The following is a 13,313-nucleotide window of genomic DNA, read 5'->3' on the forward strand; positions in this document are numbered from 1 at the left end:
CGGCGGATGAATCGGGACCCACCGGAGCAAATCCGACCCTTCTTGTAATCGTCTGATCATCCTGATCCCCATCGAGGGTCAGGAGGAGAGGGTGATTCCCGTGGAGGACTGGGCTGAGATCCGCCGACTGCACCGGGCCGAGGAGATGCCGATCCGGGCAATCGCCCGCCACATGGGCATCTCGAAGAACACGGTGAAGCGAGCCCTGGCCACCGACCGGCCGCCGGTCTACCAACGCCCGCTGAAAGGATCGGCCGTGGACGCGGTCGAGCCGGCCATCCGCGAGTTGCTCAAGCAGACCCCGACGATGCCCGCCACGGTGATCGCCGAGCGGATCGGCTGGCAGCGCGGGCTGACGATCCTCAAGGAACGCGTGCGCGAGCTGCGACCGGCCTACCTGCCCGTCGATCCGGTCTCCCGCACGGTCTACCAGCCGGGCGAACTCGCCCAGTGCGACCTGTGGTTCCCGCCGGTGGACATCCCGCTCGGCTACGGCCAGTGCGGCCGGCCCCCGGTCCTGGTGATCGTGTCCGGATACTCGCGGGTGATCACCGCGCGGATGCTGCCCTCCAGGCACACCGGCGACCTGATCGACGGCCACTGGCGCCTGCTCGCCGGCGGCTGGGGAGCTGTCCCGAAAATGCTGGTCTGGGACAACGAGCCGGGTGTCGGCAAAGGAAAACTGACCAGCGAGTTCGCCGCGTTCGCCGGCCTGCTCGCGGTCAGGATCCATCTGTGCCGGCCACGCGACCCGGAGGCGAAGGGCCTGGTCGAGCGCGCCAACGGCTACCTGGAGACCAGCTTCCTGCCCGGCCGCACCTTCACCGGCCCGGACGACTTCAACCGCCAGCTGACCGCCTGGCTGCAGATCGCCAACCGGCGCCAGCACCGTTCGATCGACGCCCGGCCGGTGGACCGCTGGGAGGCGGACCGGGCCGCGATGCTCACCATCCCGCCCGTCTCCCCACCGCATTGGTGGCGCTTCCACACCCGCATCGGCCGCGACCACTACATCCGCGTGGACACCAACGACTACTCCGTCCACCCCCGCGCTATCGGCAAGACGGTGATGGTCCGTGCCGACAACGAGCAGGTCACCGTCATCGCCGGCAACGACATCGTGGCCCGCCACACCCGCTGCTGGGCCAAACACCAGTCGATCACCGACCCCGAGCACGCCGCGGCGGCCCAGACCCTGCGCGGTGAGGTCATCTACCAGCAGGCAGCCCGAGCGCAAGCCGCCCGCGCCGCCACCCTTCTGGACCCCGACGGCCTCGGCATCGACGTCGAGCAACGCGAACTGGCCACCTACGACCGCATGTTCACCCTCATCGAGGGCGGAGCCGGAAAGGAGGACACCTGATGCCCCGCACCACCACCGCCGCCACGACCGACGCGACAGCCCCCGGGCCCGACGGCCAGGCGGCCCGAACCGGTCGGCAGACCTCCGCCGACCTGGCCTTCTATGCCCGTGTGATGAAGGCGCCCGCGCTGCTGGACGCCGCCGAGCGCCTGGCCGAACGCGCTCAGGCCGAGTCCTGGACCCACCTGGAGTTCCTGGTCGCCTGCCTGCAGCGCGAGGTGGCCGCCCGAGACTCCCACGGCGGCGAGGGCCGCATCCGCGCCGCCCGCTTCCCCGCGATCAAGACCATCGAGGAACTCGACCGCACCCATCTGCGCGGCCTGACGCGCCAACAACTCGCCCACCTGGCAACATTGGACTTCATAGCGGCCAAGGAGAACGCCGTCTTCCTCGGCCCGCCGGGCACCGGCAAGACCCACCTGGCCACCGGGCTCGCCATCCGGGCCTGCCAGGCAGGCCACCGGGTCGCGTTCGCCACCGCCGCCCAGTGGGTCGACCGCCTGGCCGCCGCCCACCAGGCCGGACGACTCCAGGACGAACTCGTCAAACTCGGCCGCTACCCGCTGATCGTGATCGATGAGGTCGGCTACATCCCGTTCGAGGCCGAGGCCGCGAACCTGTTCTTCCAGCTGATCTCGAACCGCTACGAGAGGGCCAGCGTGATCGTCACCTCGAACAAGCCGTTCGGACGTTGGGGAGAGGTCTTCGGCGACGAGACCGTCGCCGCCGCCATGATCGACCGGCTCGTCCACCACGCCGAGGTCCACTCCCTCAAAGGCGAGTCCTACCGCATGCGGGGCCGCGAACTCGGCCGCGTTCGCACCACCGACAACGACTGAACAAGAAGACCACCGACGACGCAAAAGGGCATAAAAGGGTCAGAACTCAAACGCCCAAAGTGGGTCACGGTTCAGCCGCCGCCGACACCACCCAGAGCGCCGAAACGGGGAGCCCGCCCTTGACCGCTCGCCAAACAGCCCCCGGACAAGGGCACTCCCAGCCCCAAGGGCCCAAAACCATTGAAAGATAACGCTGCTCCCAGCCAAAAACTCTGGGAGCAGCAGGTCAGCGGCTCACCATCGGTTGCGCAAAGCAGCTCACGCGCCCCCGAAAGACGCCCAGCGCCCCGCCCTCCGCGGAAAGTTCTTCGCGAACTCGACCGGATCGGGTGATGAACATCGGCGCCACGTTGACCTCTGGGAGCGCTCTGGGAGCACACCGCTCCCATTTACTCCCAACACTCCCAGCCCCACGCTCCCAGAACCCACCCCCGAGAACGACAGAAGGCCGTACCCGTCAAAACGGATACGGCCTCTGATCTGCGACTTTGGACATCAGTCCGAAGTCGGGACGACAGGATTTGAACCTGCGACCCCTTGACCCCCAGCAGTCGAAAGGGGGTGACGGTTCGTCCGCTCAGTCCAGAATTCGCAGGTCAGGGCCTGTCGCATCCAGGCCGTATGACGTCTGATGTCACCTCGTGACACCCAATCCGTGAGAGATGCGTGAGAGGCGCTGGACGACTGGGACTTCGAGAGTGATTTGCCTCACAGCCTCCATGAACACCTTGAGTCAGAGACCGGGCTACCCGCCAAGGCGCGCAAAGTTCGCACTCATCGATTCAAGATCGATACTCCACTCGGAGATTCGGTTGCCGTCCTCGTCGCGTGTCGGGCGGGGCTGCACGGAGCGCCACGGCTCGTCCGGGTCGAAGTCTGATTCCAACTCATCGAGGAAGATCAGCGAGTTCTGGATGTGGACGATATCTCCGTCCCGATAGAGTGGCCAGCATGAGATGAAGTTGGTTGTCGCAGGGTCAGTAATCGAGGCCACAAACACGATGTAGCGCCGTCGCCAGATTCCAATACCTGGAAGGCTCGACGCCAACTCTGCCGATAGTCCGACTCGGCCCAGTAGGACAAGCTGGCACGAAACCTTTCGGAGAATTCTCCAATTGTGATCGCGCCGATAGCCTCCTCGGGAGACGGGCCCTGGCTGATTTCGATTGAAAACACCCTACTCCTTGAGGTAGTTGAGGTTGCTGTCGTAGGTTCCGATTCGCTGACCACGGCGATTGAACATTTTCCACCCGTTGGTCACATTCTGGCCGTCGACGTCCCGGGTGATGAAATTCTTCCCATCGGAGAATACTTCTTGGCCGTGCGAATCGAACGGCGCCTTTCTGTGCAGGGATGAGCCTGTTGTAGCCGAGCTCTCGGGCTCGCTCGCCGACGGTGGGCCCGTAGCGCTCGTGGCTGTCGGCGCTGTGCCTGTCAACGACCGCAGGGTGTACGGGTCATGGAGTAGCGCGGGAGAGGACGTATGCCCCTTCGGGAGCGGCCATTCCTCACCGGGGTCGTCGTGGTGGTGAGCGGATAGCCCCCTTCATCGATCACGACGAGGTACTGCGAGGTATCCACAAGCCCGTAGTCGATCCGACCTCCGAGGCGCGGGTAGGCTCGCGCCGTGGATGAGCAGATGGTGACGGCAGCTCGACAGAGCAGTGCGTTGCAGGGTGCGATGCGGTTGGCCGCCTGGGTGGGGCAGGAGGCGCCGCGCGGGCTTGGACTCACCGCGCGCGGGGCGCTGCGCCGCCCGGATCTGCCAGCCGTGGCCGAGGTTCTGGGCGTCGCGGTGCCGGAACGTGTGCGGTCGGTGGCGGATCTCCCCCGGGTCCACGCGCCGTGGGTGGCGGCGCTCAGCGCGGGCTGGCTGCGCTGCGAGGGCGCGCGGGTTCACCACGCAGCTGACGACTGCATGCCCGCGGAGGCCGACCCCGCGTGGGCGGGGCTGTGGCTGGATGCCCTGGTGGCCGCCTGCGGTGCGGCGGTCCCGGGCACTACAACGTCCGAGGCGCTCGGGTTCACAGTCGAGTTGCTGGCCGCGCTGGACGGACCGGAACCGGTGTCTGCGTGGGCCCTGGCAAACCTTCGGTATCGCTTCGAGTGGCGCGAGCCGGGCGCCGAACTGGCTCGGCAGCTGCGCGCTCCCTGGGAGGGTGGGGAGAGCTGGCTGGCACTGTTGGACAGCTTCGGAGCCGTCCTCCGCGGCGAAGTTGACGATCCATGCGGTCAGGACGACGGCTGCGCCTGCGGTGCACGGCTGACCGACCTGGGGTTCTGGGCCATGGAGCGCCTGCGCGAGCGCCTGCCCAAGCCCATCGCGGCGGACCTAAGCCCGGCCGAAGTCCTGGCCCGATTGAGCAACCGGGAGCCGCAGGAGGTTTGGTGGGCCGCCCGGCCGTGGCTCGCAGCACGTCGCGCGGGGCAGGCAGCGGCCGAACTCCTCGCCGCCGCTCCGCAGGCCGGGGCGCGCGCCCGGGTGGCGGCGTTCGAGTTGCTCGACGGCCTCGGTGACGAGGCGCTGCCGACCCTGCAGGCACTCCACAAGGCATCGGCCTTGGGGCCGTGGGTCCGCATCCTGCTCGCGGGCCACTCGGACACAGAGCCGCGCCTCTCCCCCGCCGACCAGGTCTGGTTCCATACGGAGCACGCACTCACGCTGCTGGCCGAGCGCAGCCCCGCGGACGCCTTCACCCATGTCTGGCAGCACGTCGACGGCGCCGACCTGAGCCAGCGGCTCGCGGCTGTCCGCGACAGCGGCCACCCGCAGGCCGCCGAGCTGCAATCCGTGCTCCTCGCCGCCGAGCAGGGCGGCGAGGGCCGCCGTGCCCCGCGGGTCCTGCAACTGAAGGCCTCGTTGCGGCATGCCCGTTCGGTGTGGCGGCGGGTCCAGATGCCCGCCGACGCGACGCTGGGAGACCTCCACCAGGCCCTGCGGGCCCTGTTCGGTTGGGGCGACGACCACCTGCACTTTTTCCAGGTCGGTGGCCGGCGGTACGCGGACGTCTTCCACGACCTGGAGGACACCGGCGATGAGGAGTGGCTGCGCCTGGATACCGCGTTCGAACGCGTCGGCACCACATTGTCGTATACCTACGACCTCGGTGACTGCTGGGACCACGACATCGCCCTGGATAAGATCCTGGACCAGCCCGAATCCGGCATGCTCTACCCACGGTGTACTGCCGGTACAGGCGACAATCCGATCGAGGACTGGAATCCCGAATGCCCTCAGGAGCCAGTCGCGTTCGATCTCACCGCGGTCAACGCCGCCCTCCACGGGCGCGCCTACGACACGGGGCGGTGACGACATCCCACACATGACTACCCGCTGACGGAGGGTCGGTGGGCGATCCATGCCGGCCCCGCTCGCCCGGTGGCGACAGGCAGGGCGGGAGCGCGTCCGGCGGGGCTGATCCTCTGTCAGTGGCGAGCCGCCGGGCGGTATCCGTGCCCGGCAAGCCAGGCCCGCGCCCGACCGCGTTGTCGTTCCTCGGAGAACAGGTGGAACCGACTCTGCTCGTCCTCACGGCGAGCCAGGACATCCTTGAACCTGCGAAACGCGCCACGGCCCGCAATGGCGATCTCGAGGCGATCCGCGAACCCGGCGTCACCGACCGTGGCGATGAACAGCTCCATGTCCCGGTAGCCGTCCCGGGACCCCTCGCACGGCACCGGCAGCCACCGGTCAGGTTCCGCGTCCTCGCTCAACTCACCCTCCCACCCGTCGAGGTCGACCTGCTGGGGCCAGCATTCCCCGGTGGTCAGGTCGATCCGGCCGCCACCGAAGACGGGATCTCCTTCCAGCAACCCCGACAGGTCCTCCAGATCAACCGGGAGCGGTCTGAGCAACGGCGCCGGCCCGCGACTCAGAGCGGCCTCCAGCTGTGCCGCCAGGTCCTCGTCCCCGTCCCAGCCACGCTCCGCGAGCGCCGCGACACACCGTTCGGCCAGCTCGACGGCACCAGCCACCCCGCCGACCACGGCGTCGGCGACAGTATCCCCCACCATCTGCAAGACCTCGGCCAACGGCCGCGCTGGCAGCAGCTCGACCATCGCCGCTCCGTCACCGGTGTGCCGCGCCGCCCTCAGCTGCCGAAGCTCCTCTTCGCTCCACTCACCCGCCACGGAGCGCCACCCTCATCCCTGATCGAGTTGCCGACGCCAGTCAGCGAACTGCTCTCGGATCGCTGCGGCGGCGGACGGGTCGAACCCATACGCGGCGAACTGCTTGTCGCTGTAACGCTCGACGCGCCGAAGCGCATCGGCGAACATCGCGTGGTCGAAGCCGGCGTCGTTCTGGATGGCGAGCTCGATGAGACGCTCGCGGGAGTATCCCGCCTGCAGCAGGCCATGCACATCGATAGCGTCGCGGACCTCGGCGCGGCTGAACAACGCGCCGGTCTTGCCCGCCGCGACGTCGTCGCGGTGCAGAACCGGTCCGAGCTCCGAGGCCACGGGCGGATGGTGGAGGAACTCCGCTACCAGCTCGACCTTGCTCTGGATGCCGGTGGCCGGGTCGGTGACACTCAACCGGGTGTACGTCGACACCTGCCGAACGACCTGCACCCTGTACCCGGCCGCACTGTATGCCGCGACCGCGGCCCTGACGGCAGCCGGCATCTCCGCTGTCGCCCGTCCGATCGGCGCGAACAGGTCGACGTCGTCGCTGAGCCGGTCGACGATGCGATGCGCCTGCACCGCGTAGCCGCCGGCCAGGGCATAGCCGTAGTCCTCTGCGAGGGAGTCCAGTCCGATCTTGATCAGTCGCCGGTGCAGCTCGTCCACTACGCCGCTGCCGCCTTCGGGCCGAGCTCGGGGAACCGGGCCTGCCACAGCGCGCGGACCTCCCTGGGCAGGAACAGCTCCGGCCACAGGCGCAGCAGAGTGGCCCGGTGCAGGTGATCATGGAGGTCGGTGGGGGTCTGCGCCTCGCGGATCACCCGCTCGTACATCAGCACCAGGTCGGCTGGTTCGGCCAGGTCATAGGTGTAGGGCGGGCCCCAGTCCAGGTGCCGCGGCAGCACCACAGTCCCGTTCGCCGGGCCGGTCAGCCGACCGAGATCATCCGGCAGCGTGTACGGCCTCGCCACGGCATACCTGCTCATGGCCACCAGTGTGCCCCATCCGCGGCGGGTGATCCATGACAAGTCTGGGTGCTGTCGGCGACGTCGCCGGGCTCCGGGCAGTTACCACGCCCGCGGCCACTAGTTTCTCGCCTGCTCGGAACGCCTTGGCGGACGCGGCGGCTCGTACGGTATCGATCACAACGCTCACGGCCATGCCGCCATCCAACACTGCCCGGGCCCTCGCCGGGCAACCGGTCCACGAACGGATGAACACGCTGCCCTGGCTGGCCCGCCAGCGGCTCCGGCCGGCCTCCGACGCGAGCAGCGGGAGCAGGCGAAGTCACATTCTCTCGCGCACCGGACGCTCGAGGGTCGGCGGGGCGTCGTCGATGCCATGTCAGCGGTCCTACAGGAGCGGTGACGTGGCTTGTGCTGTGTCCAGTTCGCGGCGGAAGGCGCTGTGGCGGGGTAGCTGGCGCGGACCGACTCCAGATAGAAGCGGTCCGCGGCCGGTGCGGGTCAGGGCTTCCGCGCAGGCGGTGGCCAGTCGTGCCGCGCGGTGGTAGGAGCCACGGTGCTGGCCGCCCATGATCTTCTTGAGCCGGAGTTGCTCGTGCGGCTTCGGCCCTACCGCCGCTCCCAGGTCCGCCCGGCCGCCGGGCGTGGACTCCGGCCCGAGGGGCGACTCGCTGTCAGGCGATGCTGGCGACCGGGTGCCGCCCACCGGCTTTGGGCCGATGCCGGCGACGCGGGCCCATGCCCCCAGGCGATGCCTCTGCGGGAACCCGTCGCTGGGCCATGGGGCTGCCGAGGTGATTCCGACCGGAGCGGGTGCGACCACGGTCAGGGAAGGCTCCGCGGGGCTTCGGCGAGGCAGTTGAGTGCCTTGAGGGCGGCGGGACGGCCGGTGGCGGTGAGCGCGATCGACTGCCGCGCGCCGCGGTCGAGGTATCCGAGCTCCCGGCCGGTGTGGAGCCATCGCCACAGGAGGCGCTGGGTGTCCTCTGGATCGAGCGGGTGGCCGTCGCGGCCGCAGAAAGCCGTGGCGAGCACCAGGTGGACGGTGTGCTGGAGCTGTTCGTGGGGCAGTGGGCCGTGCCACAGGGCGCAGGTCGCCGCTTCGGCGGTCTGCCGGTCTGCCGGGGTGGCGCCGAGCCAGGCGAGGGCGGCGGTGCGCTGGCGCAACTCGGGGTCGGCCAGGTGGGCCCGGCCTGCCGCGTTGAGTTTGAGGAGGGGGTGGCGCTTGGTCAGGAGTTTGTGGGTGCGGGCCAGGTCGTGCAGGTCGGCGAGTTGGAACAGGTCGGCCTCGGAGCGCGGGCCCTTGCCGATCGGGTACCAGTGCGGGTAACGCGCGAACGCCTCGGCGACGAGATCCCGGGGCAGGTAGCCAGCCTGGGTGAGTGTGACGCCGTCGCCGATCGCGCTGAGCAGCCAGTGCAGCGGCTCGGCGGTGTCCGGCGGAGCCGGCGCAGGCTGGTCGAGCTCCCGCAGGACGGCGGCGAGCAGCGCCCGCCGCTCCGCTGGTGGCGCGCCGCGCCAGGCTTCGCGTCGCTCGGCCTGGATGGCGTCGAGCGGGGCACGGTCCTGGTGAGCTGGATGCGGGGTCGCGAGCCACTGCTCGACGAGGCGGATCCGCGCGGAGCGCAAGCTGCCGGCCGGGTCGAGTACTCCCGCGTCCAGGGCCTGTTCGAGGTGCGTCGAGGCGTTCGCGTGGGCGACGGCTTCCTGCACGCCCATGACCGCTCCCCAGGTCAGCTCCGGTGTGTCCGGCGGGGTCGTCGACGAGTCGGACACGGCCTTGCGGTACGCCGCGAGGCCGTCACGGTCGGACTTCTGCCATGCGGTGAGCACCTGCGTCGTGGTCTCGCTCGTGCACACGGCGGCAGGTCGCATCCGTCCCGCGTCGGCCAGCAGCCGCGCCAGGAGGGTGACGGCCTGCCGCTGCTCGACTGGATTCGCGTCCCACTTGCGGGGGAGTTCGTACCAGCAGAAGCGTTCCACGTCGGCGGTCGTGAGGGAGGCGACCGGTTCGCCGTTCGGAACCAGCCAGCCCAGCAGCCGCGCTGCGAGGTCCATGTCCTTGGCGAGCGGGCCGGGGACCGGCTCCATCGTGTCCACCTCCTCGCGCGCGGGGACGGGCGCGCCCTCACTTGCCTGTCCCGATCGTCTCATGGGCATGCGGCCGGGGACTGAACCTGGAGGGCGGGAACATGAGCCCGGCCCCCCGCGCGCAGGGGCGATCACACGGTCATCGCACGGCGTCGGGGCGGCCGGTTCGCCGCACCCGGCTCGGGAACGGCGCATCGGGGCATTCGCGTCGGCCGACCGCCGGCCGACTTCGTGCGTCCGGCCCCAGCGTCAGTTGTTCGCGGGGGTGCCGCAGCATTTCTTGTACTTGCGTCCGGAGTCGCACCAGCAGGGGCCGTTGCGGGCGGGAGGCCACAGCAGCACCAGGCGCGGGCAGGTCCGGGCGGACCACTCTCCGAAGGCCCTGCGAGTGAACGGCTCGGCTGGATCGCGGCCGTCACGGCTGGCCCAGTCCTTGTAAGCCGCCAGCCGTCCGCTCACCATGCGCACGTGGGCGGCTCCCGCCTCGGAGTAGGCTCGGGCCTCCCGCTGGACCAGGGCCGCGTACGCGTCGTAGTCGTCCCCGTAGCCCGCGGTCGACTCGGGCCAGCGCTCGCGCACGGCGGTGAAGTCGTCGCGGGTCCAGCGCAGCACGATGCCGTCGAACGCGTCGCCGTCCTCAGGGACGTCGAGGCGCCGGCCGCCGACCGTGCCGGTGACCTCGCGAAGCGCGTCCGCGAATTCTTGGAGGGCGGCGTCGGCCTCCCCCTGGGCGGCGAGGTCGTCGTCGTCCAGTTCGTGGCCGGCTTCCTCGCGCAGCCACGAACGGCTCAGGGAGAGCCGGGGCAAGTACTCTGCGACTTCGTCGTTGTCTCCGAACGAGGCGGCACGCGCCAGGCCCGCCTCGCACCACTCCAGAGCCCAGTCCCCGCGGCCGGCCTCGCCCAGGACCTCGACCATGTCCTCGAAGATGCGAAGGTCTGCGACGTCTCCGGACTGGGCGTCGAGTTCTGCCCGCAGCGCGCGCACCCGCTCGTCCGCTTCGTCCGGCCGCCCCGTGTTGTAGAGCGTATCGATGACGCCCACCTGCCCGTCGCGCCCGAAGCGGCCGCCGAACTCGCAGATTCGCTCGAAGAGGGCCAGCGCCTCGGCATGGCGGCCCGCGCGAAGCAAGAGCCAACCGGCGTCCACCAACGCGCGCGGCTCCTCCGGGTCACCGGTGTGCTCGGCGGCCCACTTCTGACACTCCGTCAGGCTCGGTTCCCGCCCGAGTCCTTCGAGGAATGCGACATAGGGGGTCTCAGGCGTCCGCGACGTCGAGGTGCTGCCGTACTGATGGTTCGTCACCCGCGAAGAGTATCGCCGCGCCACGGCATCAGAAGGCTGTACCGGTGCGCGGGGCCATTGGACAGCGCCCACCATTGACGCGATGGCCGGAACCTGTTATCGAACCTGCGGGCTGATCCTGACGAAGATCACGGCAGCTGGCGGACACGCAGGCCAGCCCGTGTGCGGGACCTTTGAGACCCCGCAGACCACACCTGACCGCGATGTCCGGCTATCTCGCGGTCTCCTGGCTCACCGATCCGTAGAATCGGGCCGGGGACGACATAGCCGCAGGGTCTGGGAGGGTGGGCGCGTGGCGGGGACTGCGAGGGAACGCCTGGCTCAGCTGCTCGGCGGTTCGAAGGTGACGGGGGCCTTCAGCGCCCAGCTCGAGGCGCCTGTGCACGGCCTTGGACTGGAGGTGGCCGGGATCGGGCCGGTGAGTCTTCCGCTCCGCGCGCCCCAGGCGAAGAAGCTGATCATGGTGGCGCGCCCGGCGATGTTCGGGCGGGGCGAGGAAACGCTGAGCGACGCCAGCGTCCGTGACACCTGGCAGATCTCGCGGGACCAGGTCACTCTTGGCGGCCCATCCTGGCCGACACTGCTCAGCGGCGCGCTGGAGTACTTCCGGGACGCACTCGGGCTCCCCGCGTCGACCCGGCTGCGGGCCGAGCCGCACGCGCTGCTCGTGTACGGCAAGGGGCAGTTCTTCCTTCCCCACCAGGATTCGGAGAAGGACGACTCCATGGTGGGCACGCTGGTACTGTCTCTGCCCTCGACACACACCGGCGGGGAGCTGGTGATCGAGCACGCCGGGCAGAGCCGGGTCTACCGCACGTCGAAGACGGAGCTGAGCCTCGTGGCCTTCTACGCCGACTGTCGACACGAGGTCACCCCGGTCAGGACCGGCTATCGGGTGACCCTCACCTTCAACCTGCTTGCCGAGCCGGGGACTCCGGAGCGGGAGTCCGGCCCGATCACCGAATTGGCGCACTGCCTGGACCAGCACTTCAGCAGACCGTCCAGGCCGCGCTACAGCACCCGGGACCTCGATCCGCCCAACCGCCTCGTCTACCTGCTCGACCACGAATACACCCAGCGGGGTCTTGGCTGGGACCGGCTCAAGGGCGCCGACGCGGAGCGCGCCGCGCTGCTGCGTGCCGCCGGCGCCCAGGCGGGGTGCGAGTCGGTGCTGGCCCTCGCCGAGGTGAAGCAGACCTGGGACGCCTCCCCCGCCGGGTACGACCCCTGGGACGACTACGGGTACGACGATGAGGACGAGGTCGACGGCGCCGGTACCGACGAGGACTACGATCTCGGCGACCTTATCGACGACGAGATCACCCTCGGCTGGTGGACCGGCCCGGACGGCACCGGCGGCGAGCAGATCTCGCTGTACGTGCACGACTACGAGGCCTGCGCCAGCACCCCGAGCGCAGACCTGACGCCCTATGACTCCCAGTACGAGGGCTACATGGGCAACTACGGCAACACGCTGGACCGCTGGTACCGGCGGGCCGCGGTCGTGGTGTGGCCGCGCGAGCGGGCCTTCGCGGCGCGCGGCGAGGCCGGATCCCGGTGGGCCCTTGAGGAACTGCAGGAACGCATCGCGCGGGGCGACCGGGACGGCGCACGCACCGCGGCCGAATCCCTCGCACCGTTCTGGAAACGCAGCGGTACGCAACCCGGACAGCTGGCAAGCGCGTTGCGGGTGGCCGCGGGCCTGGAGGTGGCCGAGACCGCCGCGATGCTGCTGGAGCCGTTCCGGGTGGACGCGCTCACGCCGGAACACGCGGACGCTCTGGCCACGGTGGCCGCCAGGTACGGCGCCCAGTGGCTGCGCCGGGTCAGCGACGGCTGGTTCGGCCCGCAGCCCCGCTTCGAGGCACACCAGTACGACTGGACCGCGCAGTTGCCCCAGCTGTGCGCGGCGCTGCGCTCCGGCCGGGGCGCGGCGATGGCGAAACTGCTGGCGGCCGGGGCCTGGACCCAGGTGGACGGCGGCCTGCGGCTGTGGACCACGACCGGCCCGGCCGAGATCCGCCGTGCGCAGCTGGAGCAGCTGGGCCTACCGCTGCTACCCATCCTGGAAGCGGCCGACGAGCAGCTGCGCGGCCGGATCCTGGCAGCGCTGCGCACTTACCCGGACACGGTACTGGAGTGCCTGATGCCGATGCTGCGCCGTGCGACAGAGGCGCGGTCGGCGACTGCACGGCGGGCTGCGGGGCTCGACGCGGTCGCGCGGGAGTGCGGAGACAGGCTCCGCGCGGTTGCCGTACGGCGGCCGCGCGATGAGGATGACTGGTCGATGACATGGACCGGGTGCGGCTGCGAGCTGTGTGACACCCTGGGGACGTTTCTCGGTTCCCGATCGCGGCGAGTCCTCGAGTGGCCACTGGCGAAGGACTGTCGGCGACATGTCCACACCAAAATCGACTCGGCCGAGCTGCCGGTGAGCCACCAGACCAGGCGGCAAGGACGTCCGTACACGCTCGTGCTGACGAAGACCAAGGAGCTGTTCACGCGCGACAAGGAGGCCCGTCGGCAGGCCGGAGCCGACCTGGCATGGCTGACATCGGTGTGGGACGCTCCCAGCACTTCAGTGGCAGGATCATGTGACTGCTGATCGATTGGGTCGTTGAGCGG

The 13,313-nt window shown here is 69.7% G+C and carries 10 protein-coding genes and 1 pseudogene; 5 read left to right on the top strand and 6 right to left on the bottom strand.

The genetic code is table 11. The annotated features are described in order from the left end of the window. The first annotated feature begins 91 nt into the window (after positions 1-91). Entirely contained in the window at positions 92-1,363 is a 1,272-nt protein-coding gene (gene istA / locus ACSMTC_RS10145; protein ID WP_436558407.1) for an IS21 family transposase, read from the top strand. Then, the gene (gene istB, locus ACSMTC_RS10150) at positions 1,363-2,202 is read left to right on the top strand and encodes an IS21-like element helper ATPase IstB (RefSeq protein WP_436558408.1); all 840 of its coding nucleotides are present in this window, start codon (positions 1,363-1,365) and stop codon (positions 2,200-2,202) included. The genes istA and istB overlap by 1 nt, the downstream gene beginning before the upstream one ends. A gap of 745 nt (positions 2,203-2,947) precedes the next feature. On the opposite strand, the pseudogene ACSMTC_RS10155 reads toward istB, so the two are convergent. Further along, positions 2,948-3,432 (bottom strand): annotated as a pseudogene (locus ACSMTC_RS10155) (hypothetical protein). On the opposite strand from ACSMTC_RS10155, the gene ACSMTC_RS10160 reads away from it, so the two are divergent. Next, positions 3,320-3,559: a hypothetical protein gene (locus tag ACSMTC_RS10160; protein ID WP_436564928.1), complete on the top strand. Its 240-nt coding sequence runs from the start codon at positions 3,320-3,322 to the stop codon at positions 3,557-3,559. The pseudogene ACSMTC_RS10155 and the gene ACSMTC_RS10160 overlap by 113 nt on opposite strands. Before the next feature lie 270 nt (positions 3,560-3,829). Beyond that, positions 3,830-5,512: an IS1096 element passenger TnpR family protein gene (locus ACSMTC_RS10165; protein ID WP_436559338.1), complete on the top strand. Its 1,683-nt coding sequence runs from the start codon at positions 3,830-3,832 to the stop codon at positions 5,510-5,512. Between the two features lie 116 nt (positions 5,513-5,628). Here ACSMTC_RS10165 and ACSMTC_RS10170 read toward each other — a convergent pair whose 3' ends face one another. From ACSMTC_RS10170 to ACSMTC_RS10190, 5 genes are all read right to left on the bottom strand, one after another. Further along, positions 5,629-6,261 carry a UPF0158 family protein gene (locus ACSMTC_RS10170; protein WP_436559339.1) on the bottom strand — a complete coding sequence of 211 codons (633 nt, stop codon included), beginning with the start codon at positions 6,259-6,261 and terminating at the stop codon, positions 5,629-5,631. Between the two features lie 84 nt (positions 6,262-6,345). Further along, positions 6,346-6,993: a nucleotidyl transferase AbiEii/AbiGii toxin family protein gene (locus ACSMTC_RS10175; protein WP_436559340.1), complete on the bottom strand. Its 648-nt coding sequence runs from the start codon at positions 6,991-6,993 to the stop codon at positions 6,346-6,348. Beyond that, on the bottom strand, positions 6,993-7,313 hold the full coding sequence (locus ACSMTC_RS10180) for a hypothetical protein (RefSeq protein ID WP_436559341.1): 321 nt from the start codon (positions 7,311-7,313) through the stop codon (positions 6,993-6,995). The genes ACSMTC_RS10175 and ACSMTC_RS10180 overlap by 1 nt, the downstream gene beginning before the upstream one ends. A gap of 804 nt (positions 7,314-8,117) precedes the next feature. Next, the gene (locus ACSMTC_RS10185; protein WP_436559342.1) at positions 8,118-9,383 is read right to left on the bottom strand and encodes a hypothetical protein; all 1,266 of its coding nucleotides are present in this window, start codon (positions 9,381-9,383) and stop codon (positions 8,118-8,120) included. A 249-nt stretch (positions 9,384-9,632) separates the two neighbouring features. Then, positions 9,633-10,688: an SEC-C domain-containing protein gene (locus ACSMTC_RS10190; RefSeq protein WP_436559343.1), complete on the bottom strand. Its 1,056-nt coding sequence runs from the start codon at positions 10,686-10,688 to the stop codon at positions 9,633-9,635. A 292-nt stretch (positions 10,689-10,980) separates the two neighbouring features. Here ACSMTC_RS10190 and ACSMTC_RS10195 point away from each other — a divergent pair, with 292 nt between their 5' ends. Then, a complete protein-coding gene (locus ACSMTC_RS10195; RefSeq protein ID WP_436559344.1) occupies positions 10,981-13,293 on the top strand; it encodes a 2OG-Fe(II) oxygenase in 2,313 nt (770 codons plus the stop codon). Positions 13,294-13,313 lie beyond the last annotated feature (20 nt).

The sequence above is a fragment of the Kitasatospora sp. HPM-01-4 genome, from assembly GCF_051374625.1.
Lineage (GTDB): Bacteria > Actinomycetota > Actinomycetes > Streptomycetales > Streptomycetaceae > Kitasatospora.